We start from the raw sequence: 25800 nt of genomic DNA, 5'->3' as shown, positions 1-25800 counted from the left end.
GCGCCAGTCGGAGCCGGGCGCCGTGCGGTGTGGAACGGTCTCCGGATGACTGCCTCGAAGAAGGATGACGACCGCGCCCGCCGGAACCTGCTCGTCCTGACCGGAGTGGGCAGTGTCCTCATGGGTGTGTCGGCACTCGTCGAAGGGCTCGACACGCCGTACGCCATCGTGTCCCTCCTCGTCGGTGGCTTCTGCGCCTCACTGATGCTCGTCCTCCTCCTCGAGGACCGGTGATCGGCGCGGCTGCGAGCTCGGAGTCGCAGCAACGCCCGCGCCGCGCCGCGAGCTGCGCCGCCGAAGGGTCAGTGCAGCCCCGCGACCGCGTCCAGGTCGTCCAGCGACCCGATCCGCCGCACCCCCAGCTCGACCGCCTCCGCCGGCAGCTCCCGCCCGTGCTCCGGCCCGCCGACGCGGTCGAGCCACACGCCGCGCAGCCCCGCCCGAGCCGCGCCGATCGCGTCGGTCCCGAGCCGGTCGCCCACGTACAGCGCGTCGCCCGGAGCGACGCCGAAGCGCTCGCAGGCGACGCGGAAGATCCGCTCGTCCGGCTTCGTGACGCCGACCTCGCCCGACGCGACCAGGTGCTCGACCCGCTCCGCCAGACCGATCGCGTCCGTCTTGCGGGTCTGGAAGTCGAGGTCGCCGTTGGTGATCACGCCGATCCGGACCCCCGCCGCGTCGAGCCGGTCGAGCACCGGCAGGGCGTCGTCGTGCAGCGTCCACGCCGCGACGTAGTGCCCCAGGTAGGCGGCGAACCACGCGCTCGCCTCCTCCGGCGACAGCGCGATCCCGGCGTCGGCGGCGAACGCCGTGGCGCGGGCGCGGCGCTGGCCCTCGTAGTCGAGCTCGCCGGCGAGGTAGCGGTGGTAGTGCTCCTCCTCCAGTGCGTACCAGCGGCGCTGCAGCGCGCCCGCCTCGCCCGCGTAGGCGTCGCCGAGGGTCGCCGCGAAGGCGACGATGCCCTCGCGCACCGCGCGGGCGTGCGCGAAGAGCGTGTCGTCGAGGTCGAAGAGGGCGAGCTGCAGCACGGCCGGCTCAGCGGCTGCGGCGCAGGAAGCCGACGCGCTCGTACACGGTCGCGAGCGTGCGCTCGGCCGTCTCCGAGGCGCGGTCCGCCGCGCGCGCGAGCACCCGGTCGAGCTCGGCCGGGTCGGCCAGCAGCTCCGCCGTGCGCTCGCGGATCGGGTCGAAGGTCGCCGCGACGACCTCGACCAGGCCCTTCTTCAGGTCGCCGTAGCCGCGGCCGGCGTACTCCTGCTCGAGCGACTCGATCGAGCGCTCGGCGAGCACGGAGTAGATCGTCAGCAGGTTCGAGACGCCCGGCTTCGCGGCCCGGTCGAAGCGCACTTCGGACTCGGTGTCGGTGACGGCGCGCATGATCTTCTTCGCGGTGACCTTCGGCTCGTCGAGAACGCTGAGCAGGCCCGCGTCCGACTCGGCCGACTTCGACATCTTCGCGCCCGGGTTCTGCAGGTCGTAGATCTTCGCCGTCTCGCGGGCGATGTGCGGCTCCGGGATCGTGAAGGTGTCGCCGAAGCGCGTGTTGAAGCGGCCGGCCAGGTCGCGGGTGAGCTCGAGGTGCTGGCGCTGGTCCTCGCCGACGGGCACGGCGGCGGTCTGGTAGAGCAGGATGTCGGCGGCCATCAGGATCGGATAGGTGAAGAGGCCGACCGAGGCGGTGTCCGCACCCTGCTTCGCCGACTTGTCCTTGAACTGCGTCATCCGGCCGGCCTCGCCGAAGCCGGTGACGGTGTTCAGGACCCAGGCCAGCTCGGCGTGCGCGGGCACGTGCGACTGGATGAAGAGCGTCGAGCGCTCGGGGTCGATGCCGGCCGCGATGTACTGCGCGGCGGTCGCGCGGGTGCGCTCGCGCAGCTCGGCCGGCTCCTGCGGCACGGTGATCGCGTGCAGGTCGACGACGCAGAAGTACGCGTCGAAGGAGTCCTGCATCGCGACCCACTGCGTGAGCGCGCCGATGTGGTTGCCGAGGTGCAGCGAGCCCGAGGAGGGCTGCATGCCGGAGAAGATGACGGGCTTCGCGCCCGGGGTGCTGGGGGTCATGGTGGGGCCTCGTGAGTGACGGCGGCGCGGTCGGCGCCGGGGGAGGAAGGGGTCAGAGCTCGTAGTCGACGACGACCGGCGCGTGGTCCGACCATCGCGTGTCCCACGCGCTGGCGCGGTCGATCTCGTAGGAGCGGGCGAGCGCGGCGAGCTCGGGCGTCGCCAGCTGGTAGTCGATCCGCCAGCCGGTGTCGGTGTCGAAGGCCTGGCCGCGCTGCGACCACCAGGTGTAGGGGCCGGGCACCTCGCCGGCGAAGCGGCGGCCGAGGTCGACCCAGCCCAGCCCCGCTCCGGCGTTGTAGCCCTCCTCGCCCTCGGCGCCGACGAAGCGGTCGAAATAGGCGCGCTCCTCGGGGAGGAAGCCCGCCTTCTTGACGTTGCCCTTCCAGTTCTTGATGTCGAGCGTGCGGTGGCCGACGTTGAGGTCGCCCATCACCGCCGCGAGGGGAGTGTGCGCCTGCAGCTGGGGGAGGCGCTCGATCATCCCGTCGAGGAAGCGCATCTTCTCGTCCTGCTTCGGCGTGCCGACGCCGCCCGAGTGCACGTAGGTGGACACGACGGTGACGGAGCGGCCGCCGACCTCGTAGTCGGCCTCGAGCCAGCGGCCCGCGGAGTCGAAGTCGTCGGCGCCGAGCGCGACGCGGTGGATGCTCGCCCGCTTGCGCGAGCAGAGCGCGACGCCGGCGCGGCCCTTCGCGGTCGCCTCGTCGTGCAGCACGTCCCACTCGTCGCCGAGGAGCCCGGTCAGGTCGTCGGTGGAGGCGCGGACCTCCTGCAGGGCGAGGATGTCGACGTCGCGCCCGGCGAGCCACTCGCCCATGCCCTTGCGGAAGGCGGCGCGGACGCCGTTGACGTTGACGGAGGCGATGCGGAGAGGCGTGGTCACCGGGACATTCTACGGAGCACCTCCGACAGTGGCCGGACCTGCGACAGCGCCCGGGAACGCGGAAGCCGGCGGCCCCGCCCCGCGCCGTCCTCCCTCGGAGGGGGAGGGGACGCGGAGGAGGGACCGCCGGCGGGACCGCTCAGGACGGTCGATCGGTGCGGGTCAGACGGCGACGGCGCGGGCCGTGGCCGGCTCCGGAACCTCGGCGACGACCGGGGCGCGCTTGATGCTCTTCGCGATGATCACGCAGACCGCGGTGACCACCATGCCGACGAGGATCGCGACCAGGTAGAGCAGCGGCTGGCCGACCAGTCCGGTCACCCAGATGCCGCCGTGCGGGGCGCGCAGCGTCGAGCCGAACAGCGCGACGAGCGCACCGGTGACGGCCGAGCCGATCATCGCGGAGGGGATCACGCGCAGCGGGTCGACCGCGGCGAACGGGATCGCTCCCTCCGAGATGAACGAGGCGCCCAGCAGGTAGGCCGCCTTGCCGTTCTGGCGCTCGGCGTCGGTGAACAGGCGCTTGCGGAGCGACGTGGCGAGCGCGAGGCCCAGCGGCGGCGTCATGCCGGCCGCCATCACGATCGCCATCACCTTGAACTGCACCGAGTTCGGGTCGCCGTCGGCGGGGACGGAGGCGAGACCGGTGGTCGCGAAGGCGTAGGCCACCTTGTTGACCGGGCCGCCCATGTCGAACGCCATCATCAGGCCCAGGATGATCCCGAGGATGATCAGGTTGCCGCCGGTCAGGCCCGAGAGCCAGGCCGACAGTCCCTCGCTCAGCGCGCGCAGCGGGGCGCCGAGGACGACGAACATCAGGAAGCCCGTGATGAAGGTCGCGATCAGCGGGATGATGACGACCGGCATCAGCGACTTGAAGGCCGCCGGCAGCTTGATCCGCGAGATGTAGAGCGCCGCGTAGCCGGCGATGAAGCCGGACGCGAGACCGCCGAGGAAGCCGGCGCCGACGGTGACCGCCACGGCGCCGCCGAGGAAGCCGGGCGCGATGCCGGGCCGGTCCGCGATGCCGAAGGCGATGAAGCCCGAGAGCACCGGCACCAGGAACGCGAAGGTCGCGCCGCCGATCAGGAACATCACTCCGGCCCAGTCGGTGATGTTCGCGATGTTGAAGCCGTTGTCGATGATCTGCTGCGGCGTGTAGCTGACGATCTGGTAGCCGCCGAAGAGGAACGACAGCGCGATCAGCAGGCCGCCGGCCGCGACGAACGGGATCATGTACGAGACGCCGGTCATCAGGTTCTGCCGGATGCGCGTGCCGACGCCGACCTTCTTCGGGGCGGCGGGCGCCGCGGCCGGAGTCGAGCGGGCGGCCGAGGCGGCGGGGGCCGTGCCGGTGCCGCGCAGGGCGAGCGCCCGGTCGAGCACCTCGTCCGGCTTCGACAGCGCCTCGGCGACGCCGACCTGGAGGATCGGCTTGCCCGCGAAGCGGTCCTTGCCGCGGATCTCGAGGTCGGCGGCGAGGATGACGACGTCCGCGGCGGCGATGTCGCCCGCGGTCATCTCGTCCGAGCCGGCGGCGCCCTGGGTCTCGACGTGGATCGGGTAGCCGCGCTTCTTCGCGGCCTGCTCGAGCGCCTCGGCGGCCATGTAGGTGTGCGCGATGCCGGCGATGCAGCTCGTCACCGCGACGAAGCGCGGGGCGCCCGTCGAGGCGGCGGCGGGGGCGTCCTGGACCTTCGCCGCGGCGCGGTCGATGACGTCCGCGGCCTTGGCCAGCGCCTCCGAGGTGCCGACCTCGAGGGTCGGCTTGCCGGCGAAGCGGTCCTTGCCGCGGACCTCGAGGTCGGCGGCGAGGATCACGACGTCGGCGTCGGCGATCGTCTGGTCGGACATGGGATCCGAGCCGGCGGCACCCTGGGTCTCGACCTGGATGTCGTAGCCCTTCTTCTTGGCGGCCTGCTCGAGGGCCTCGGCCGCCATGTAGGTGTGCGCGATGCCGGCGATGCAGCTGGTGACGGCGACGATCTTCACGAGACGACGACCTCTCTGGCGATGATGTCCGCGACCTCCTGGCCGCTGGTCGCGGCGCGGAGGGAACCGGTGAAGGACTCGTGGATCAGCTTGCGGGCGAGCTGGGCGAGGATCTTGAGGTGGGCCTGGTCGGCGCCGTCGGGCGCGGCGATGAGGAAGATCAGGTCCGCGGGGCCGTCGGGGGCACCGAAGTCGACCTTCGACTTCGAGATGCCGACGGCGACGCTGGGCGAGACGACGTGCGAGGAGCGGGCGTGGGGGATGCCGATGCCGCCGGGCATGCCGGTGGCCATCTGCGCCTCGCGGTCGCGGACGTCGGCGAGGAAGCCGTCGAGGTCGGTGACGCGGCCGGCGTCGGCGAGCGTCTTCGCGAGCTGCGCGGTGGCCTCGTCCTTCGTGGCGGCGGTGAGGTCGACGATGACCGTCGACGCCTCGGTGAGAGCAGTCATGCGCTCAGTTCTCCAATCGGGAGGGTGGGGTCGGGATTCTCGACGACGGAGACGTCGTCGAGGCGGAGGGAGTCGGGACCCGGGGCTTCACTGCCCGGGAGGGTGACGGCGGCGGTGCCCCAGGCGACGGCCGTCCGCAGACGCTCCGCCTCCGAGGCGTCGGTCGCCGACAGGTAGCCCGCGAGGGTGCTGTCGCCGGCGCCGACGGTGCTGAGGGGCACGACGGGGGGTGCGCCCGCCCACCACGACGAGGCCGCCGTGACGAGGAGGGCGCCGTGCTCTCCGAGGCTCACGAGCGCTCGCGCGTCCGGGAGGCGGAGGAGTGTGCGGGCTCCGTCGACGACGTCGCCGACGGTCGCGAGGGAGCGCCCGAGGAGCTCCTCGAGCTCCTCGAGGTTGGGCTTCACCAGCGTGGCGGTGCCGGCCGCGATGATCGCGGTCAGCGGTGCTCCGGAGGTGTCGACGGCGAGCGGGACGCCGAAGTGCGTGGCGAGGCGGCCGAGCGCCGGGTAGAAGTCGTCGCCGAGCCCGGGCGGCACGCTGCCGCAGGCGACGAGCCAGCGCGGGCCGGAGACGACGTGGTCGCAGATCAGGGCGGAGAGCGCCTTCGCCTCCTCCGGGGTGACGGCCGGGCCGGGCTCGTTGATCTTGGTGGTCCGGCCGGTCGCGTCGTCGACCACGGTGATGTTGGTGCGGATCGGCTGCGCGATCGCGGCGCTGGCGGAGGCGACTCCCGCCGCCTCGAGCATGGTGCGCAGATCGAGTCCGGTCGACGCGTCGGCCGGGTAGATCGCGGTCGCCTCGACGCCGTTGCGGGCGAGGGCCCGGGCGACGTTGACGCCCTTGCCGGCCGGGTCGCGGCGCACGCCGTGGGCGCGGTTGACCTCGCCGACGGCGAAGCCGCTGGTCGAGAGGGTGACGTCGATGCTGGGGTTGGCGGTGACGGTGACGATCATGCGCGGACGACCTCCGGGCCTGCGGACTCGATGTCGTCGGCGAGCTCGTCGTCGACATCGGTATCGGTGATGACGGTGTCGACCGCGGACAGCGGGGCGACGTGCCCGAAGTCCTGGCGGCCGAACTTGGAATGGTCGGCGAGGACGACGACCCGGCGCGCAGCGGCGATGAGCGCGGTCTTGACGACGGCCTCGTCGAGGTCCGGAGTGGTGAGACCCCGCTCTCGGCTGAGGCCGTTCGTGCCGATGAAGGCGACGTCCACCGAGACGGTGGGGATCACCTGGGCGACCCACGGCCCGACGGCGGCCTGCGTGACTCCGCGCAGGTGCCCGCCGAGCAGGTGGAGGTCGATGTTGGGCCGGCCGACGAGCGCCACCGCGACAGGGAGGGAATGGGTGACGACCGTCAGCCGGCGGTCCAGGGGGAGCAGTTCGGCCAGGCGGACCGTGGTGGTCCCGGCGTCGATCGCGATCGAGCCGCCGTCGGGCACCTCGGCCAGAGCGGCGGTGGCGATGCGGTCCTTCTCGGCCGCGAGGTGGCCCTCGCGGGCGGCGACCTCGGGCTCGATGCCGAGGCGCTCGACGGGGATGGCGCCGCCGTGGGCCCGGCGCAGCAGGCCGCGCTTCTCGAGACTGGTGAGGTCGCGGCGGATCGTCTCGGGCGTGACCGCGAGGGACTGCGCGAGATCGCGGACCTCGACCCGCCCGTCGGTGCGGGCGCGGTCCAGGATCGCCTGGTGCCGCTCCGGTGCGTACATGTGGACTCCGTCGTCTCGCGAGATGTTACGCCTCGTCCGCGGTGTCGATGTCGACCTCGGATCTGCGTTTACATCTTTTTAGACCCGTTCGTGTCCGGTGTCAACAGAAACGGACATGTTCAACGGATGTCGCCCGGATCGGTGACGTCCCGAGGCCGCGGCGACGTCGCTCCGCGGGACGTCGCGCGTCAGGCGGCGGACTCCTCCAGCTCGTCTTCGAGCCGCAGCAGCTGCTTCTCCAGGCGCCGGCGCTTGAGCAGCGAGGCGTCGGGCAGGGCGGCGCGCAGCCGCTCCCGCTCCGCCTCGGCGAGGGTGCGGCGGGCACGGCGCAGCTGCTCCTCGCGCTCCTTCTCCAGCTCGTCCGGGGTGAGCTTGCGCGCCGAGATGCCGGCGTCGCTCATGCCCACCGAGATCCAGGAGGCGACGATCAGGATCACCTGGCAGACCAGGTTGAACCAGATCAGCAGACCGATGAGGACGGCGAAGGAGGCGAGCAGCGGATTGCGCGAGGCACCGCCCAGCAGCTGCGTCCCGAGCACCTTGAGCGCGCCGAGCGCGATGCCGCCCATCAGCGCGCCGACCCAGAGGTTCTTCCACGGGATCGGGATGCCGCTGAGGATCCGGAACGAGCCGGCCAGCGTCGCGGTGTCGAGCGCGAGCATGATCAGCAGACCGACCACGGTGCCGGTGACGCGGCCGAGCGTGGAGTCGCTGCCGATCCCGAGCACGTCGAACGCGACGTCGACGAACGAGGTCGAGAACACCGAGAGCGCCGCCGAGACGATCAGCACCGCGCCGAAGACGAGCGCGAGCCCCGCGTCCTTGAGCTTCAGCAGCACGAACAGCACGGTCGGACCGGGCAGGGAGAACAGGATCCGGACCGCCTGGCGGAGACTGCCGAGGAAGTTGAGCGCCGTCCAGAGCAGGCCCGCCGCGGCGATCGCGCCGGTCCAGCCGAGGATCGACGAGTCGAGGAGCGTGTCGATCGAGACCAGCGAGTTCTTCTCGTCGCCGATCAGCCCGGGCACCGAGCTGGTGAGCAGCTGCAGGAGCGAGTCGCGCAGCGCAGTGTTGTCGCGCAGCACGAAGCCGAAGACCGCGAAGAACACGAACAGCGCCGCGAAGATCGCGAACAGCGCCTGGAACGCGAGCCCCGATGCGAACAGCGGTCCACCGCTCTCGGAGTAGTGCAGCATCACCCGCACCGGCCGCGTCCGCATGATCCGCTCGAACAGCGCCGGGATGCCGCGCGGTGCCTCGGCGCGCTGTGCCTCGGTTCGCTGGGCCTCGGCGCGCTGTGCCTCGCCACGCGGGGTGTCGGTCGCCGCCTGCGTCATGCCCTCCAGCGTAGAGGCGCCCGGCGCACCCCGGGCACGCCTCCGCCCAACCCTTACCTCCGCCTCGCGGATTCACCTCCGGCTCGCGGAACCACCTCCGGCTCGTCGAATCGCGCACATCCGACGTGCCGGAGCTCGTCCCGCGTGCCGAGGCCGCGACGCGGTCACCTCCGGCTCGCAGATTCACCTTCGGCTCGTGGAATCGCGCACTTCTGACGTGCCGGAGCTCGTCCCGTGCCGAAGCCCCGACGCCGTCACCTCCGGCTCGCAGATTCACCTCCGGCTCGTGGAATCGCGCACTTCCGACGTGCCGGAGCTCGTCCCGCGTGCCGAAGCCCCGACGCCGTCCCCTCCGGCTCGTGGAATCACCTCCGGCTCGCAGTTTCACCTCCGGCTCGTGGAATCGCGCACTTCTGACGTGCCGGAGCTCGTTCCGCGTGCCGAAGCGCCGACGCCGTCACCTCCGGCTCGCGGATTCACCTTCGGCTCGTGGGATCGCGCACTTCTGACGTGCCGGAGCTCGTTCCGCGTGCCGAAGCCCCGACGCCGTCACCTTCGGCTCGTGGGATCGCGCACTTCTGACGTGCCGGAGCTCGCTTCGCGTGCCGAAGCCCCGACGCCGTCACCTTCGGCTCGTGGAATCGTGCACATCCGGCATGCCGGAGCTCGTTTCGCGTGCCGAGGCGCGGACACGGTCGCCTTCGGCTCGCGGATTCACCTCCGGCTCGTGGAATCGCGCACTTCTGACCTGCCGGAGTTCGTTCCGCGTGCCGAGGCGCGGACGCCGTCACCTCCGGCTCGCGGATTCACCTCCGGCTCGTCGAATCGCGCACATCCGGCGTGCCGGAGTTCGTTTCGCGTGCCGAAGTGCCGACGCCGTCACCTCCAGCTCGCAGAATCAGCTCCGGCTCGTCGAATCGCCCAGTCCCGGCGTGCGCGCTGCTCCCGAGTGCCCGGAGGCCTGCCGAAGGGTCGATCGTGCGGCCGTGTGCTGCCGTCAGCGCTGCGGACCGCGCGCGTGGACCGCGAGGATGCTCTCGCGCGTGCGCGGCCAGTGGTGCATGACGTCCGCGTAGGTGAATCGGAGAGTCCTGTACCCGCGCTCGGCCGCGGCGCGGTCGCGCTCCCGGTCGCGCTGGTAGGCCTGCGGGTCGTCGTGCCAGGTGCGGCTGTCCACCTCGATGATCAGCCAGTCGTCGATCACCAGATCGACTCTGCCGACCCCCTCGATCTCGACCTGGATCTCGCAGACGATCCCGAGGAGCTGCAGGCGGACCCGTGTGATCGACTCGGTCCCGGATTCCGCGCGGTCGTTCACCAACCCGGCGACGACGGCGAAGCGGCGGGGCAGCGCCGCCAGTACCAGGGCGAGGGCGTCCGGCCGCACCAGGCGCCGTCGGAGGCAGGAGTCGGCGACCGCGACCGCGAACTCGAGCGGCTGGCAGAGGAAGACCTGCGTGAGGGCGTCGATCCGCGTCTCTCGGATGGAGCGGTACTCCGGCTGCCGTGCGCGGCGACTCCAGTGTGCGACCACGTCCTCGCCGAGCTCTCGAGGTCGCGGGCGCGAACTCGAGGTGATGGCGAGGTGCAGGCGGGGGTCGGGCGGCCGGAAGGCGCCCGCCTCCGCGAGCAGCGAGATGCAGGACAGCGAGCCGCACGCCTCGGCCGCCCGCAACTCCTCCTCGGATGCCTGCGGCGACGCGTACCAGCCGCGCCGGATGCGGCGGAGCGCTCCCGAGCGCACGGCGGCGGTCGCGTCGACGCCGATCGCGTGAAGGTAGCCGATGTGGTGCACTCCGTACTGCATGCGCCGACTCTGCCGCGCCTCCGCGGCGCCGGCGGCGCCGAGACCGGATTCCGTGGACGGCATTGACCCGTAGCCCACTGTGGAGGAGATCTCGGGTGGGCACCGGGGTGTTTTCGCGAGCCGGAGGGAGGCCCGGGGAAGCTTCGGCTCGTGGAATGACGTCCGGCTCGCCGGATTCGCGTGTTTCGGCGAGCCGAAGGTGTTTTCGCGAGCCGGAGGGAGGCCCGCGGAAGCTTCGGCTCGTGGAACGCCGTCTGGCTCGCCGGATTCGCGTGATTAAGCGAGCCGAGGGTGATTTCGCGAGCCGGAGGTGCGCCTCGCGAGCCGCAGGTCGGCACGCGTGCGCCCCGGGGACGCCGAACGGCCCGCCGGATCCGAGGATCACGACGGGCCGTTCGGGCCGTACCGGGTGCTGCAGGTCAGGCGCGGCCGCGGATGACGGCCTGCTTCACCTCGGCGATCGCCTGGGTGATCTGGATGCCGCGCGGGCACGCCTCGGTGCAGTTGAAGGTCGTGCGGCAGCGCCAGACGCCCTCCTTGTCGTTCAGGATGTCCAGGCGCGCTCCGCCGGCGTCGTCGCGCGAGTCGAAGATGAAGCGGTGCGCGTTCACGATCGCGGCGGGGCCGAAGTACTGCCCGTCGGTCCAGAACACCGGGCAGGACGACGTGCACGCGGCGCAGAGGATGCACTTCGTGGTGTCGTCGAAGCGGGCGCGGTCGGCGACCGACTGCACGCGCTCCTTGCCCTTGGTCGGCGGGGTGTTCGCGATCAGGAACGGCTGCACCTCGCGGTAGGAGGCGAAGAACGGCTCCATGTCCACGACGAGGTCCTTCTCGAGCGGCAGGCCCTTGATCGCCTCGATGTAGATCGGCTGCGAGATGTCGAGATCCTTGATCAGCGTCTTGCAGGCCAGGCGGTTGCGGCCGTTGATCCGCATCGCGTCGGAGCCGCAGATGCCGTGCGCGCAGGAGCGGCGGAAGGTCAGCGAGCCGTCCTGGTCCCACTTGATCCGATGCAGCGCGTCAAGGACGCGGTCGGTCGAGAACATCTCGACGTCGAAGTCCTGCCAGCGCGGCTCGGCGTCCTGCTCCGGGTCGAAGCGGCGGATGATGAACGTGACGGTGAACGCCTCCGGGGCCGCGGGGGCGGCGGGGGGCTGCTCGAGGGTGGCAGACGACACGGCTAGTACTTCCTCTCCATCGGCTGGTACCGGGTGATCACGACGGGCTTCCAATCGAGGCGGATGTGGTCGCCCGCGTCGGAGGAGTGGGCGTCACCGGAGAGGTACGCCATCGTGTGCTGCATGTATTCGGTGTCGTCGCGCTTCGGGTAGTCGTCGCGCATGTGGCCGCCACGGCTCTCCTTGCGGTTGCGCGCGGAGTAGACGACGACCTCGGCGAGGTCGAGGAGGAAGCCGAGCTCGACCGCCTCCAGGAGGTCGGTGTTGAAGCGCTTGCCCTTGTCCTGCACCGAGATGTTCCGGAACCGGTCGCGGAGGCGCTGGATGGTGCCGGTGACCTGCTCGAGCGACTCGTCGGTGCGGAACACCTGGGCGTTCTTGTCCATCTCGTCCTGCAGCTCCTTGCGGATCGAGGCGATCCGCTCTGTGCCGGTGGCCCCGCGGAGCGAGGCGAGCATGTCGCGGATCGCGCCGGCCGGGTCCTCGGGCAGGGGAGTGAAGTCGACGGTCTGCGAGTAGTCGGCGGCGTTGTTGCCGCTGCGCTTGCCGAAGACGTTGATGTCGAGCAGGGAGTTCGTGCCGAGGCGGTTCGAGCCGTGCACCGAGACGCAGGCGCACTCGCCGGCGGCGTACAGGCCGGGGACGACGGTCGTGTTGTCCGAGAGGACCTCGGCCTTCACGTTGGTCGGGATGCCGCCCATCGCGTAGTGCGCGGTCGGCATGACCGGCACCGGCTCGACGACCGGGTCGACGCCCAGGTACGTGCGGGCGAACTCGGTGATGTCGGGCAGCTTGGTCTCGAGCACCTCGGCGCCGAGGTGGGTGCAGTCCAGCAGCACGTAGTCCTTGTGCGGACCGGCGCCGCGGCCCTCCGCCACCTCCTGGACCATGCAGCGGGCGACGATGTCGCGCGGCGCGAGGTCCTTGATGGTGGGGGCGTAGCGCTCCATGAAGCGCTCGCCCGAGGCGTTGCGGAGGATCGCACCCTCGCCTCGCGCTCCCTCGGTGAGCAGGATGCCGAGCCCGGCGAGGCCGGTCGGGTGGAACTGGAAGAACTCCATGTCCTCGAGGGGGAGGCCCTTGCGCCAGATGATGCCGACGCCGTCACCGGTGAGGGTGTGCGCGTTCGACGTCGTCTTGTAGATCTTGCCGAAGCCGCCGGTCGCGAAGATGATCGCCTTCGCCTGGAAGACGTGCAGCTCGCCGGTCGCGAGCTCGTAGGCGACCACGCCCGAGGGCTTGTCGACCCCGTCGACCTTCGTCATCACGAGGTCGAGCACGTAGAACTCGTTGTAGAAGTTGATGCCCAGGCGGACGCAGTTCTGGAACAGCGTCTGCAGGATCATGTGCCCGGTGCGGTCGGCCGCGTAGCAGGCCCGGCGCACAGGCGCCTTGCCGTGGTCGCGGGTGTGGCCGCCGAACCGGCGCTGGTCGATCTTGCCGTCCTCGGTGCGGTTGAACGGGAGGCCCATGTTCTCGAGGTCGATGACCGCGTCGATGGCCTCCTTGGCGAGGATCTCCGCCGCGTCCTGGTCGACGAGGTAGTCGCCGCCCTTGACGGTGTCGAAGGTGTGCCACTCCCAGCTGTCCTCCTCGACGTTCGCGAGGGCGGCGGCCATGCCGCCTTGCGCGGCACCGGTGTGCGAGCGCGTCGGGTAGAGCTTGGAGATCACGGCGGTCTTCGCCTTGGGCCCGGCCTCGATGGCGGCGCGCATGCCCGCACCGCCGGCGCCGACGATCACCACGTCGAACTGGTGGTAGTGGACGCCGTCGGCGCCGAGGGTCTGGGTGAAGGCGCTCTGGTCTGCGCCGCCGCTGTGGACGTGGCCTGGTGTGCTCACTGGGTGATTGCTCCGTTGAACGGGATGGAAGGGCGGGGGAGGGGGACTACGCCGCGCAGAACGACGGCAGCAGGCTCGGGTCCCCGCCGGTCGGGCAGGGGTTGAAGCCGAAGACGACGTAGGTGCCGAGCGCGATCAGCGCGACGACCGAGACGAGGATGCCGCCCTTGAAGGCCCGGGCGAGCACCGGCGAGGTCGCGTAGTCGTTGACGAGCGTGCGCATGCCGTTGCCGCCGTGGATGAGCGCGAGCCAGAGCATCGCGACGTCCCACCACTGCCAGAACGGGTTGGCGAGCTTGCCGCCGACGAAGCCGAAGTCGATGGCCTTGATGCCGTCGCCGAGCAGCAGGTTGAAGATCAGGTGCCCGAAGATCAGGACGATCAGCACGACGCCGGAGGCGCGCATGTAGATCCAGCCCCACTTCTCCCAGTTGGTGCCGGAGGAGCGGGTGGGGACGTGCGGAGTCCGCGGTGCGGCGACGGTGCTCAATGGGCACCTCCCTCGCTGAAGACGTTGATGAGGTGGCGGGGCGCGAAGCCGAGCATCAGCACGACCCACAGGCCGATGACGACCCAGAACAGCAGGCGCTGGTGCCGGGTGGCCCAGCTCCAGAAGTCGACCAGGATGATGCGCAGGCCGTTCATGGCGTGGAACGCGATCGCCGCGACCAGGCCCGTCTCGCCGAGGCCCATGATCGGGTTCTTGTACTGGGCGATGACCGCGTTGTACGCCTCGGGGCTCACGGCGATGAGGGCCGTGTCGAGGACGTGCACGAGGAGGAAGAAGAAGATGGCGACACCGGTGATCCGGTGCAGCACCCACGACCACATGCCTTCGCGACCGCGGTAGAGGGTTCCGGCCGGACGGCGGATCTTCCCCTGCTTCCGGGGTGCGAGGGTTTGAGCAGCTGAAACTGACACGAACAACCCTCCCTGGTTGACTGCTCCGTCGGCCTGACCGGGACCGCGACTCGAGGACGCGGGCGGGGCGTGGAGCGGCGAGAACACTCGCTCAGCGATTCTAAGCGCCGGGCGGGATCGCCGCGGCTTAGGCGAGCCTTAGCTGCCGCGGGCCATCGAGACGGGTGCGCCGACCGTCGCGTAGTGCGCGAGGAGCTCGTCGGTGAGTACACTCCAGGTGCGGCCGAGCACCCGCCGACGGCCCGCCTCACCCAGGCGCGAGCGGAGCCCGGGGTCGCCCAGCAGCCGCTCCACCTGGCGCCGCAGATCGGAGTCGCTCTCCGGCGCGTAGAGCAGTCCGTCGACGCCGTGCTCGATCAGATCGGTCGGCCCGCCGGCGTGCGGTGCGACGACCGCGGTGCCGGAGGCCTGCGCCTCCTGCACCGTCTGGCCGAAGGTCTCCTCGGTGCCGGTGTGCACGAAGACGTCGAGCGCGGCGAACACCGCGGGCAGCCGCTCCCCGTCGAGCCGGCCGAGCATCCGCGCCGCCGGACCGAGCGCTGCGGCGACGCGGGCGGAGGAGGGGCCGTAGCCGCCGACGACCAGATCGGCGCCGGGGAGGGAGGAGAGGCAGGCGAGCCGCTCGACCCGCTTCTCCGGAGAGACGCGGCCGATGTAGCCGACGAGTGCGTCGCCCTCGTCGACCCCCGACCGCACCTCGTGCGCGTAGGGAGAGGAGCGCATCCGCGGGTGGAAGCGGTCGCTCTGCACGCCGCGGCCCCAGAGCGCGGTGCGCTCGATGCCGGCGGCGGCGAGGTCGTCGAGCGCGCTGGTCGAGGGGGCGAGCGTGAGATCGGCGCCCGCGTGGATCTGGCGGATCACCCGCCAGGCGAGCGCCCGGGCCCCGCGGATGCCGTAGCGGGCGGCGAAGCGCGGCACGTCGGTCTGGTAGATCGCGACGCTCGGCACGCCGAGCCGGTTCGCGGAGGCGATGGCGCGGGCGCCGAGGAGGAAGGGGGAGGCGACGTGCACGACGTCCGGTTCGAAGGCGGCCAGCTCGCGGGTGAGGGCGAGGGTGGGGATGCCGACCGGGAAGTCGCGGTAGGCGATGGCCGGGTGCTCGACGACGCGGTGGCCGGCGTAGTGCCCGGGCGCCCCTGCGGCGGGGCAGACGACGAGGGCCTCGATGCCGCTCGCCGCGAACTCGTCGAGGACCCGCAGGACGCTCGTGGTGACTCCGTTCAACGACGGGAGGAAGCTCTCCGTGACGACCGCGACTCTCACGCCGGTGACGCTACGGGTGCCGTGTGAACGCGGACGCGCGGCCGGGTGAACGGACGGACACGGCCTGCCTCCCTTGTATCCTGCGGGGATGACATCACCTGAGACCGATGGCCGCGCCCCGCTCGACCGCTTCTACAGCGTGATCCCCGCCGGCGGGATCGGCTCGAGGCTGTGGCCGCTCTCGCGGGCGGACGCCCCGAAGTTCCTGCACGACCTGACGGGCTCGGGGCAGACGCTGCTCCGCGACACCTGGGACAGGCTCGCCCCGATCTCGGGCGCCGACCGGATCATGGTCGTCACCGGCCGCGCGCACCGCGCCGCGGTGGAGCGCCAGCTGGAGAGCCTCGAGGACCTCAACGTCGTCCTCGAGAGCGAGCCGCGCGACTCCTCCGCCGCGATCGGCCTCGCCGCGGCGATCCTCGAGCGCCGCGAGCCCGGCGTGATCATCGGCTCCTTCGCCGCCGATCACGTCATCAGCGGCCAGCACCTCTTCCACGACGCCGTCGCGGAGGCGGTCGTCGCCGCCGACGCCGGCTACATCGCGACGATCGGCATCACGCCGACCGAGCCGGCCGTGGGCTTCGGCTACATCCACACGGGCGACCACCTCGGGATCGAGGGCGCCGCGCACACGCTCGCCGTCGACTCCTTCGTCGAGAAGCCCGACGCGGAGACCGCCCGCTCGTACGTGCAGAGCGGTCAGTACCTCTGGAACGCGGGCATGTTCATCGCCCGCGCCGACCGGCTGCTCGAGGAGCTGGGCCGCTCGAAGCCGAAGCTGCTCGCGGGTCTCCTCGAGCTGGCCGAGGCGTGGGACACCCCGGAGCGCGGCGCGGTCGTCGACCGCATCTGGCCGGGCCTGGAGAAGATCGCGATCGACTACTCCGTCGCGGAGCCCGCGGCGAAGGAGGGCAAGCTCGCCGTCGTGCCCGGCCACTTCTCCTGGGACGACGTGGGTGACTTCGCCTCGATCGCGAAGCTGCACGCGAGCGGCCTGCGCTCCGACCTGGCCATCCTCGGCGAGGACGCCCGCGTCCTGGCCGACTCGGCGACCGGCATCGTGGTCAGCGGCGGCAACCGCACCATCGCGCTGATCGGCGTGAAGGACATCGTGGTCGTGGACACCCCCGACGCCCTGCTCGTCACCACGACGGAGAACGCCCAGAAGGTCAAGGGCGTCGTCGACGCCCTCCGCCTCTCGGGCCGCACGGACGTCCTCTAGCCCTCGCCCCGAGGCGCGGCTCGGCGCCCGCCTCGGGGGACCTCCTGCCTGCGCAGCTCGCGAACACGGGTGCGGCCTTCGTTTCCGCGCCACGAGGACGCCAGGCCGGGCGAGACTCCGCCGGTCTCATTAATGTCCGGCGGGTGATCGTCCTCACCCGCTCTCGTTCCCGCTCCCTCGTCGGTGGTCGGCGCCACAGCGGTGTGCTGGCGGCGGTCGTCGCCCTGACCGTCCTGGTCGGCGTGCTGACGCCCGTGCCGTCCGCCTCGGCAGCGCCCACCGACCCGGTCGCGCCGTCGAGCACGGTCGACGTCCGCTCTCCCGGCGACGCGGGCATGCTCCTCGTGCAGCCCTACTCGACCAAGCGCTACCTGGTGGTGCAGGTCGCTCCGGGGATCGGCGTGACCAGCACGGTCTCGCCCGAGGCGGATTCACTGGCGCCGACCGGCGCCGTCCTCGAGGTCGACCGCTTCCAGAAGTTCGTGGATCGGGTCTCCGGCGTCCTCGATCGGATCCGGGCGACACCGACGGGCGAGGCAGCACTGAAGGCGATCCCGTTCCTCCTCGCGCCGGGGGCGAAGAACGTCTGGACGGTGTCGGGGCCGCCCGGTGCCGCCGTGCGCACGTCGCCGGTGCAGATCGTGTTCGCCGAGAGCACCTCGACCCGCGCTGCCGGCAGGGACGTCCCTTTCGGTGTCGACCCGGACGGAGCGGGGAGCCTGATCACGCTGGACGGCGCCTTCTGGCCCGCCGCGGCGGCCGAGGGCATCGCGTGGCGGGATCCCTCCACCGGCGCGGCGCGGTTGCTCGATCCGGTGATGACGGCCCAGCACGAGCTGATGCACGCGATCGCGGCCCTCGGCGGAGCTGCCCCCAGCCAGACCTCCGTGCCTGTCCCTGTCCGTGCCTGGTCGTCAGCGGCGGCCCTGAGCGGCCCGACGGACACCGAGGTCTCGCGCGACGTGATGCTGGCCGAGGTGTTCACGCACGGCGGTCCCCGCGGGCTGACCGCGGCGCGGAGGGCCTTGACCACACCCGGGCCGGACAACACGCCCGCTGTCTTCTCATCCGAGGAGTTCCCGTCCATCGCGGTGGATCCCTGGTTCCTCCGGTCACGGCGGTTCGCGCTCGACCGGTACTCCGCCGCCGATACCCCGGCGGCGGATCGCCACGGATGGTTGATGGCCGCCGCCGCCCGGTTGAGCATCGCCGTGAGACCGCCGACGGAGCTCGTCTTCGCGAACGAGCGCGGCGTGCGGCCCCGCCCGGAGTACGTCCCCAGCCTGCTCCTGACCGAGAACAGGGGGGCCGCGTGGTTCCCGGTCCGAGTGCCGCAGGACTTCTCGGACTGGGAGGCGTCCGACGTGCGGGGGAGGACCGACGTCGTCCCGCGAGACGGAACCTGGGACGATCCGGGGTCGGCCCCGCTCGAGGCGGTGGGGTCGAGCGTCCCCGAGGCCACGAAGCAGCTGTCGTGCCACGACTGCGCGACGGCGCCGGTCACTCGCCTGTCGTCGGAGGATGCTGCGGCGTTCGAGGCGCGGGTGGCGTCGGAGGTGAAGGCGGGGCCGGATGCGGTGCGGGCGGTGCAGCGGGCGCAGTTGGTGGATCCGGTGGGCGATGCGGTGCGTCAGGTGCATGGTCCTGGTTTCGCGGGGGGTGTGTGGTCGCGGTATCCGGAGCTGGTGGCGGGGTTGGAGAAGGCTCCGCTGCGGTTCTTCTCGGGGATGCACGGTCCGGCGGCGGCGGGTGTCGGGCTGGATGTGTGGGGGTTGATGCAGGGGGATGTGTCGGCGTTGTCGGTGGTGAACACGACGTCGGATCTGGTGACGTCGGTCGCGCCGATGCTGGGCGCGCGGATCGCGAACTTCGCGGGCGCGGCGGGTGCTGTGGTGGGGTTCGTGACGTCGATGATCGCGTTCAGTCAGGGCGGGAGCGAGACGGATTTCATCGCGTCGATGGTGGGGCTGCTGGTGGGGCTCATGCCGGAGCTGGCGCCGTTCATGGTGCTGTACATGGCGGCGTCGCTGTGGTCGCATCCGAGTCCGGTGGAGGAGGCGATGAGCGCGGGGCAGCAGATGATCGTGGCGTTCAAGGACTGGGCGCCGGATGCTCTGGAGCGCTCGTCGCTGGCTCTGGCGGACTCGGTGCGGGACGGGGTGTCGGACCGGATGGACGAGGCCCGCTACCGGTCGGATTATCTGCAGACGAAGGTGGATCTCGCGGAGTTGGCGGAGGGTCACGATCCCACGACCGGCGGGAAGGACGGCACTCAGTGGGAGAAGCAGCAGATCCGGGACGCGACGGATGAGGAGCTGGAGCGGCTCGCGTCGGCGGGGTCGACGAGTCTGGACGAGAGCCTGGATCTCCTCGCCGACGAGTACAACAACGGTGCCGTGTTCACGGAGTTCCGCAAGAAGTGGGCGGAGCAGATGAACGACGACGGCGGGGTGCGGATCTACGGGATCAAGCATCACGTGGACCTGGACTCCCTGCCCACCACGAACCCGGAACCGGTGCGGGTGGACGCCTTCACGACTCCGGTGGGATCGATCCGCAGCCTGATGCAGTCCCGGTACCGGCACGCTCTGGACGAGCTGGATCTGTGGACTCCCTCGCGCAACGCCTTCGCAACGCCGATGGTGACCGAGCAGATGGTCCTGGACTCCGTCGCGCCGGTGCAGCGCGACTGGGCGTTCACCGGACCCCTGACCGAGTCCACCGCTCCCGTGAAGGACGTGAGGGAGTTCACCGGGAACGGGACCCCCGGCTCGTTCCTGCAACTGTGGAACCCGGACACGAAGGAACTGGTCTGCGGGGCCACGAAAGTGAACGCGATCGGCCTGTGGACCTGCCACAGGAGCATCGGCTTCCAAGGCCCCGGTCTGCACGTCACCTACGAACTGCGCAGCTCCAGCACCGACACCGGCGGATTCACGAGCACCGGGAAGAGCCTCACCGTCACCACCAGCGGCACCCCCGTCCCCCGACCCGTCATCGAGTGGGGCCCGGACCTGCGCGTGGAAGGCCGCACCGTGCACGGCACCGCGACCCCGGGCGCCCTCGTGCACCTCGAGACGATGCCCCCGGACAGCATCGACACCACCCGCACCGGCCTCCCCGCCTCACCCACCGCCACCGTGGACAGCGAGGGCTACTTCACCCTCACCGCCACCGAGGGCACCCCCGGCGGGAACACCCGCCTCGTCGCGACCTGCAGAGACCACACCATCGCCGAACGCCTCGTGATCGACACCGCACCACCCCTGCCCACCCCCGTCCCCGAGACCGACGAGGACTCCGCCATCCACATCACCCACCTCACCGCGACCAGCATCGAGGGCACCGTCCCCCCGAACCAGAAGATCCAGATCCGCCTCGGCGAAACCCCCGTCCAACTCCCGATCGACACCGACAGCACCGGCACCTTCCACTTCACCCCCGACACACCCCTCCCCACCCCCCAGACCATCACCCTGCGCACCTGGCCCACTGACACCCCCTGGAAGCAGAGCACCCGCACCATCACCTGGAACGGACACGACCAGTGACCACGACCGCCGGCCCGACGCGACCCGCTCTGCGGAACGCGCCCCCTCGCTCCGCCGACCGCGGGGGAGGAGCCGCTCACGGCTCCTCCCCAAGATCAACACTGTGTAACGCTTCCCGAGTTGGCCCTCTGCGGCCCCTGAGCGTTCCGACACCTTGGGTAACGTGAGGTCATCGATGCCCTGCAGTGCCGATCGTGCGCGCGGGGCCGAATCTTGGAGGACGAATCTTGACTATCACCACGCGTAAGGCCGCGTTCGGCGGTCTCGCCGCTCTGGGCGTCACCGCGCTTCTCGCCGGTTGTGCCTCCGCCCCCGAGGAGAGCGGCTCGAGCGCCGCCGCCGGCGGCGACTTCCTGCCCTGCATGGTCTCCGACGCGGGCGGGTTCGACGACAAGTCGTTCAACGAGCTGGGCTACAACGGCCTCGTGAAGGCGTCCGAGGAGCTCGGCGTCACCCCGAAGACCGTGACCTCGGAGTCCGAGACGGACTACGCCCCGAACCTGACGAGCCTCGTCGACCAGGGCTGCAACCTGATCATCACCGTCGGCTTCGCCCTCGCCGAGGCCACCTCGGCTGCGGCGGAGGAGAACACCGACATCGACTTCGCCATCATCGACGACGCGTCGATCGACCTGCCGAACGTCAAGCCGATCACCTTCGACACCTCGCAGTCGGCGTTCCTCGCCGGCTACGCGGCCGCGTCGTACTCGAAGACCGGTGTCGTCGGCACCTACGGCGGCCAGCAGTTCCCGACCGTCACCATCTTCATGGACGGCTTCGCGGACGGCGTGGCGTACCACAACGAGCAGAAGGGCACCGACGTCAAGGTCGTCGGCTGGGACGTCGCCGCGCAGACCGGCTCCTTCACCGGTGGCTTCGCGGCCGGTGTCGAGGCCAAGTCGGCCGCGCAGTCGCTGATCGACCAGAACGCCGACGTCATCCTCCCGGTCGGCGGGCCGATCTTCCAGTCCGCCATCGAGGCCATCCGCGACTCCGGCAAGGACATCGCGATGGTGGGCGTGGACGCCGACCTGTACGAGACCTACCCGGACGGCGCCGACCTCTACCTGACCTCGATCCTCAAGGGCATCGAGGCGGGCACCGACGACGTGACGAGCACCGCGGGTGCCGACGCGTTCGACGCCACCCCGTACGTGGGCACGCTCGAGAACGACGGTGTCGGCATCGCGCCGTTCCACGACTTCGAGTCGAAGGTCTCGGCCGACCTGCAGGGCGAGCTGGACACCATCAAGGAGGGCATCATCGACGGCTCGATCACCGTCGAGTCGCCGTCCGCTCCCGCCGCGTCCTGATCCCCGGATCGGTCGCAGCACACTGATCGATCGCACGGATCGATCGCACTGACGAAGAGGCCGGTGGGCCCGAGTTCTGCTCGGGCTCACCGGCCTCTCGTCGGCTGTCCCGCCCTCACCGCGCCCTCGCACCTCGCGCCGAAAGTTAGATTGGACCCATGAAGCTCGAACTGCGGGGCATCACGAAGCGCTTCGGCGCTCTCGTGGCCAACGATCACATCGACCTCACCGTCGAACCCGGTGAGATCCACTGCCTTCTCGGCGAGAACGGCGCGGGCAAGTCGACGCTCATGAACGTGCTGTACGGCCTCTACCAGGCCGAGGAGGGCGACATCCTGCTGGACGACGTGGTCCAGCGCTTCTCCGGGCCGGGTGACGCCATGAAGGCGGGCATCGGGATGGTCCACCAGCACTTCATGCTCGTCCCGGTCTTCTCGGTCGCCGAGAACGTCATGCTCGGGCACGAGGAGACGAAGTCCGGCGGCCGGCTCGACCTCGCCGCCGCGCGGGCGCGGGTCCGCGACATCTCCGACCGCTTCGGCTTCGACGTCGACCCCGACGCGATCGTGGAGGACCTGCCCGTCGGCGTCCAGCAGCGCGTCGAGATCATCAAGGCGCTCTCGCGCGACGCGAAGGTCCTCGTCTTCGACGAGCCGACCGCGGTGCTGACGCCCCAGGAGACCGACGAGCTGATCGCGATCATGCGCCAGCTGCGCGCCTCAGGGACCGCGATCGTCTTCATCACCCACAAGCTCCGCGAGGTGCGGGAGGTCGGCGACCGCATCACGGTCATCCGCCTCGGCCAGGTGGTGGGGGAGGCGGCGCCCACGGCGAGCAACGCCGAGCTCGCCTCGCTGATGGTCGGCCGCGCCGTCGAGCTGACCGTGCAGAAGGGGCCGGCGACCGCCGGCGACGAGGCGCTCGTGGTGAGCAACCTCACCGTCCGCGACGCGAACGGCCAGGCCGTCGTCGACGACGTCTCGTTCGAGGTCCGCCGCGGTGAGATCCTCGCCATCGCGGGCGTGCAGGGCAACGGCCAGACCGAGCTGACCGAGGCGATCATGGGCCTGCAGGAGCGGGTCGAGGGCACGGTGACCCTCGACGGCCGCCGGCTCGACGGCCTCTCGGTGCGCCGCGTGCTCGACGCCGGGGTCGGCTTCGTCCCCGAGGACCGCACCGAGGACGGACTGGTCGCCGAGTTCACCATCGCCGAGAACCTCATGCTCGATCGCAGCGACAGCGGCCCGTTCGTCAAGGGCCTCGGGCTGCGCCTGAAGGAGCTGGAGCGGTTCGCCGAGGAGCGCGTCCGCGAGTTCGACGTCCGCGCCCAGGGCATCACCACGCACGTCGGCCGGCTCTCCGGCGGCAACCAGCAGAAGGTCGTCCTGGCCCGCGAGCTCAGCCGCGAGCTGCGGCTGTTCATCGCCGCCCAGCCGACCCGCGGCATCGACGTCGGCTCGATCGAGTTCGTGCACAAGCGCATCGTCGAGACCCGCGACACGGGCGTGCCCGTCATCGTCGTCTCCACCGAGCTCGACGAGGTGGCGGCGCTGGCCGACCGCATCGCGGTCATGTACAAGGGCGGCATCATCGGGATCGTCCCCGCCGACACGCCCCGGGAGGTCCTGGGGCTCATGATGGCCGGGCAGTCGCCCGCCGAGAAGGGTGCGGCCGCATGAGCGACGCGCAGTTGCCCGCCGTCGATCCGGACGCCGAGTCCGAGAGGGCGACCGGACTCGAGCCGGGTCAGAAGCCGGGTCAGGAGGCGCGGCCCGGCCCGATCGAGAGCGGTGCCTCACGCGTGCTCCGGGAGATCCTCTCCGGCACCGCGCTGATGTCGGTGCTGGCCGTGCTGCTCTCGCTGATCGCGGGCGGCGTGCTGATCGCCGCGACCGACACCGACGTCCAGCAGGCCGCCGGCTACTTCCTCGCCCGGCCGCTCGACACGCTCCAGGCGATCTGGCAGTCCGTCGCCGGGGCGTACTCGTCGCTCTTCCAGGGCTCGGTCTACAACTTCCGCCGCGAGGGCTTCGCGAACGGCATCAAGCCGCTCACCGACACGCTCGCCTTCGCGACGCCGCTGATCGCGGGCGGCCTCGGTGTCGCGCTCGCCTTCCGCGTCGGCCTGTTCAACATCGGCGGTCGCGGCCAGATGCTGATCGCCGCCGCCTGCGCCGGCTGGGTCGGCTTCTCCTTCGACCTGCCGTTCGGCGTGCACCTGGTGATCACGCTCGCCGCGGGCATCCTCGGCGGGGCGCTCTGGGGCGGACTGGTCGGCCTGCTGAAGGCGCGGACCGGCGCGCACGAGGTGATCCTCACGATCATGCTCAACTACGTCGCGTTCTACCTCGTGTCGTACCTGCTGCGCACCCCCGGCGCCCTCCAGGCTCCCGGCTCGAACAACCCGAAGTCGCCCGGGATGAAGGAGACGGCGGTCTTCCCCGACCTCCTCGGCTCCGGCTACTCGCTGACCCTCGGCTTCGTCTTCGCGATCCTCGCGACGATCTTCGTCTGGTGGCTGCTCAACCGCTCGAGCATCGGCTTCAAGTTCCGTGCGGTGGGCGAGAACCCGCACGCGGCCCGGGTCGCCGGCATCGACGTGAAGAACAGCTACGTGTACGCGATGCTGCTCTCCGGCGGCCTGCTCGGCCTGGCCGGCAGCGCCCAGGTGATGGGCACCGTCACCACGGGATTCACCTCGGGCATCGATGCGGGCATCGGCTTCGACGCGATCACCGTCGCGCTGCTGGGCCGCTCGAAGCCGTGGGGCGTGTTCTTCGCCGGCATCCTCTTCGGCGCGTTCAAGGCCGGCGGCTACTCGATGCAGGCCGCAGAGGGCGTGCCGATCGACGTCGTGCTCGTCGTGCAGTCGCTGATCGTGCTCTTCATCGCCGCGCCGCCCCTGGTGCGCGCGATCTTCCGCCTCCCGACGCCCGGGGTCGCCCCGAAGCGCCGCTCGCGCCGCACCACGGAGGTGTCCGCATGACCACCGCAGTCGACCGAGCCCCCGGAGTCGCGACCCGCGTCGCCGTCCGCAGCTGGAAGGCCCCGATCGCGTTCGGGATCTTCGCGCTGCTCGCCGTGATCCTGTTCGTGGCGCTCGGGCGCGACGGCACGAGCTCGTTCCGTCTCGCCTCGGGCGGCGACTTCTTCGCGCTGCCGGACCTGCCGTTCCCCACCCGGGGCACCGGAGTGGTCGTCGCCGTCGTCCTCGTCGCCCTCACCGCGGTCGCCGTCGCGTTCACCCGCTCGGCCCGGAGGATCCCGCTCTGGCTCTCGGCGCTCTTCGCGCTCGTGTTCCTCGTCGGCTTCCTGGTCTGGGCGTCCGCGGGGGCGGCCCTGCCGCTCCCCGGCCTGCTGCTGGGCACCGTGGGCCTCGCGACGCCGCTGATCTTCGGCTCGCTGGGCGGCGTCATCTCCGAGCGTGTGGGTGTCGTCAACGTCGCGATCGAGGGCCAGCTGCTCGCCGGCGCCTTCACCGCCGCGATGGTCGGCTCGCTCACCCGGCAGCCCGTGCTCGGCCTGCTGGCCGCGATGATCGCGAGCGTGCTGGTCTCGTTCGTGCTCGCCGCCTTCGCGATCAAGTACCTGGTCGACCAGGTGATCGTCGGCGTCGTGCTCAACGTCCTCGTGACGGGGCTCACGAGCTTCCTCTACTCGCAGGTGCTGACCAGCGACGCCGCGACGTTCAACTCGCCGGTCAAGTTCGAGCGGCTGCCGATCCCGGGGCTCAGCCAGGTGCCGATCCTCGGCCCGGTGCTGTTCAACCAGACGGTGATCGTCTATCTGATGTACCTCGCGATCTTCGCGGTGTGGTGGGGGCTCTTCAAGACGAAGTGGGGCCTGCGGCTCCGCGCGGTCGGCGAGCACCCGCAGGCGGCGGACACCGTCGGCATCAACGTCGCGCGGACGCGGTTCTGGAACGTCTCGCTCGCCGGTGCGATCGCGGGCATGGGCGGTGCGTACTACACGCTCGACGCGGTCGGCGCGTTCGGCAAGGAGATGACGGCGGGCGCGGGCTTCATCGCGCTGGCCGCCGTGATCTTCGGTCGCTGGGACCCGATCAAGGCGACCCTCGCGTCGCTCCTGTTCGGCTTCGCGACCAACCTGCAGAACGTGCTCGGCGTCATCGGCTCGCCGGTGCCGAGCGAGTTCATGCTGATGCTGCCCTACGTGGTGACGATCTTCGCGGTCGCCGGTCTGGTCGGGCAGTCGCGCGGGCCGGCGGCGGCCGGCAAGCCCTATCTCAAATCGTGAGGACG

The 25800-nt window shown here is 71.0% G+C and carries 21 protein-coding genes; 7 read left to right on the top strand and 14 right to left on the bottom strand.

The genetic code is table 11. The features are described 5' to 3' along the window. Positions 1-45: 45 nt before the first annotated feature. Complete coding sequence (locus tag GSU72_RS13910; RefSeq protein ID WP_159985598.1) at positions 46-234, top strand: hypothetical protein; 189 nt, start codon at positions 46-48, stop codon at positions 232-234. 68 nt (positions 235-302) lie between these two features. Here the strand turns inward: GSU72_RS13910 and GSU72_RS13905 are convergent, their stop codons facing one another. The 14 genes from GSU72_RS13905 to GSU72_RS13835 all read right to left on the bottom strand — a co-directional run bounded on the left by GSU72_RS13905 (position 303) and on the right by GSU72_RS13835 (position 15452). Next, positions 303-1028, bottom strand: coding sequence for an HAD family hydrolase (locus GSU72_RS13905; protein WP_159985597.1), 726 nt, complete (start codon positions 1026-1028; stop codon positions 303-305). Positions 1029-1035: 7 nt separating this feature from the next. Beyond that, positions 1036-2061, bottom strand: coding sequence for a tryptophan--tRNA ligase (trpS, locus tag GSU72_RS13900; RefSeq protein ID WP_159985596.1), 1026 nt, complete (start codon positions 2059-2061; stop codon positions 1036-1038). A 52-nt stretch (positions 2062-2113) separates the two neighbouring features. Further along, on the bottom strand, positions 2114-2947 hold the full coding sequence (locus tag GSU72_RS13895) for an exodeoxyribonuclease III (protein WP_159985595.1): 834 nt from the start codon (positions 2945-2947) through the stop codon (positions 2114-2116). Positions 2948-3109: 162 nt separating this feature from the next. Beyond that, a complete protein-coding gene (locus GSU72_RS13890; protein ID WP_167306111.1) occupies positions 3110-4939 on the bottom strand; it encodes a PTS fructose-like transporter subunit IIB in 1830 nt (609 codons plus the stop codon). After that, complete coding sequence (locus tag GSU72_RS13880; RefSeq protein WP_159985594.1) at positions 4936-5388, bottom strand: PTS sugar transporter subunit IIA; 453 nt, start codon at positions 5386-5388, stop codon at positions 4936-4938. The genes GSU72_RS13890 and GSU72_RS13880 overlap by 4 nt, the downstream gene beginning before the upstream one ends. After that, positions 5385-6344, bottom strand: a complete 960-nt coding sequence (locus GSU72_RS13875; protein ID WP_167306110.1) for a 1-phosphofructokinase family hexose kinase — start codon at positions 6342-6344, stop codon at positions 5385-5387. Before GSU72_RS13875 ends, GSU72_RS13880 begins: the two co-directional genes overlap by 4 nt. Next, positions 6341-7102 (bottom strand): DeoR/GlpR family DNA-binding transcription regulator, encoded by a 762-nt coding sequence (locus GSU72_RS13870; RefSeq protein WP_159985593.1) that lies wholly within the window; start codon positions 7100-7102, stop codon positions 6341-6343. Before GSU72_RS13870 ends, GSU72_RS13875 begins: the two co-directional genes overlap by 4 nt. A 188-nt stretch (positions 7103-7290) precedes the next feature. Then, positions 7291-8439, bottom strand: coding sequence for a YihY/virulence factor BrkB family protein (locus tag GSU72_RS13865; RefSeq protein WP_159985592.1), 1149 nt, complete (start codon positions 8437-8439; stop codon positions 7291-7293). 997 nt (positions 8440-9436) lie between these two features. Then, on the bottom strand, positions 9437-10309 hold the full coding sequence (locus tag GSU72_RS13860) for a DUF559 domain-containing protein (RefSeq protein ID WP_159985591.1): 873 nt from the start codon (positions 10307-10309) through the stop codon (positions 9437-9439). A gap of 356 nt (positions 10310-10665) precedes the next feature. Continuing rightward, positions 10666-11427, bottom strand: coding sequence for a succinate dehydrogenase iron-sulfur subunit (locus tag GSU72_RS13855; protein WP_159985590.1), 762 nt, complete (start codon positions 11425-11427; stop codon positions 10666-10668). Positions 11428-11429: 2 nt separating this feature from the next. Continuing rightward, on the bottom strand, positions 11430-13172 hold the full coding sequence (gene sdhA / locus GSU72_RS13850; protein ID WP_244256130.1) for a succinate dehydrogenase flavoprotein subunit: 1743 nt from the start codon (positions 13170-13172) through the stop codon (positions 11430-11432). A gap of 142 nt (positions 13173-13314) precedes the next feature. Continuing rightward, positions 13315-13758 carry a succinate dehydrogenase hydrophobic membrane anchor subunit gene (locus GSU72_RS13845; RefSeq protein ID WP_159985588.1) on the bottom strand — a complete coding sequence of 148 codons (444 nt, stop codon included), beginning with the start codon at positions 13756-13758 and terminating at the stop codon, positions 13315-13317. Continuing rightward, a complete protein-coding gene (gene sdhC, locus GSU72_RS13840) occupies positions 13755-14141 on the bottom strand; it encodes a succinate dehydrogenase, cytochrome b556 subunit (RefSeq protein ID WP_279389000.1) in 387 nt (128 codons plus the stop codon). Before sdhC ends, GSU72_RS13845 begins: the two co-directional genes overlap by 4 nt. A 186-nt stretch (positions 14142-14327) precedes the next feature. Next, positions 14328-15452: a glycosyltransferase family 1 protein gene (locus GSU72_RS13835; protein WP_159985587.1), complete on the bottom strand. Its 1125-nt coding sequence runs from the start codon at positions 15450-15452 to the stop codon at positions 14328-14330. Positions 15453-15540: 88 nt separating this feature from the next. Here GSU72_RS13835 and GSU72_RS13830 point away from each other — a divergent pair, with 88 nt between their 5' ends. From GSU72_RS13830 to GSU72_RS13805, 6 genes are all read left to right on the top strand, one after another. Beyond that, positions 15541-16674 carry a mannose-1-phosphate guanylyltransferase gene (locus GSU72_RS13830; protein WP_159985586.1) on the top strand — a complete coding sequence of 378 codons (1134 nt, stop codon included), beginning with the start codon at positions 15541-15543 and terminating at the stop codon, positions 16672-16674. A 143-nt stretch (positions 16675-16817) separates the two neighbouring features. Further along, positions 16818-20225 carry a hypothetical protein gene (locus GSU72_RS21835; RefSeq protein ID WP_159985585.1) on the top strand — a complete coding sequence of 1136 codons (3408 nt, stop codon included), beginning with the start codon at positions 16818-16820 and terminating at the stop codon, positions 20223-20225. A gap of 227 nt (positions 20226-20452) precedes the next feature. Next, the gene (locus tag GSU72_RS13820; RefSeq protein WP_159985584.1) at positions 20453-21538 is read left to right on the top strand and encodes a BMP family ABC transporter substrate-binding protein; all 1086 of its coding nucleotides are present in this window, start codon (positions 20453-20455) and stop codon (positions 21536-21538) included. A 158-nt stretch (positions 21539-21696) separates the two neighbouring features. Further along, positions 21697-23217, top strand: coding sequence for an ABC transporter ATP-binding protein (locus tag GSU72_RS13815; protein WP_159985583.1), 1521 nt, complete (start codon positions 21697-21699; stop codon positions 23215-23217). Next, positions 23214-24524 carry an ABC transporter permease gene (locus GSU72_RS13810; protein ID WP_159985582.1) on the top strand — a complete coding sequence of 437 codons (1311 nt, stop codon included), beginning with the start codon at positions 23214-23216 and terminating at the stop codon, positions 24522-24524. The genes GSU72_RS13815 and GSU72_RS13810 overlap by 4 nt, the downstream gene beginning before the upstream one ends. Next, a complete protein-coding gene (locus GSU72_RS13805; protein ID WP_159985581.1) occupies positions 24521-25795 on the top strand; it encodes an ABC transporter permease in 1275 nt (424 codons plus the stop codon). The genes GSU72_RS13810 and GSU72_RS13805 overlap by 4 nt, the downstream gene beginning before the upstream one ends. Positions 25796-25800 lie beyond the last annotated feature (5 nt).

Origin of the sequence: Rathayibacter sp. VKM Ac-2760 (assembly GCF_009834185.1) — a bacterium.
Classification (GTDB): domain Bacteria; phylum Actinomycetota; class Actinomycetes; order Actinomycetales; family Microbacteriaceae; genus Rathayibacter.
The sequence above is the reverse complement of the archived record's forward strand: the minus strand, read 5'-3'. Positions and strand labels throughout refer to the sequence as shown.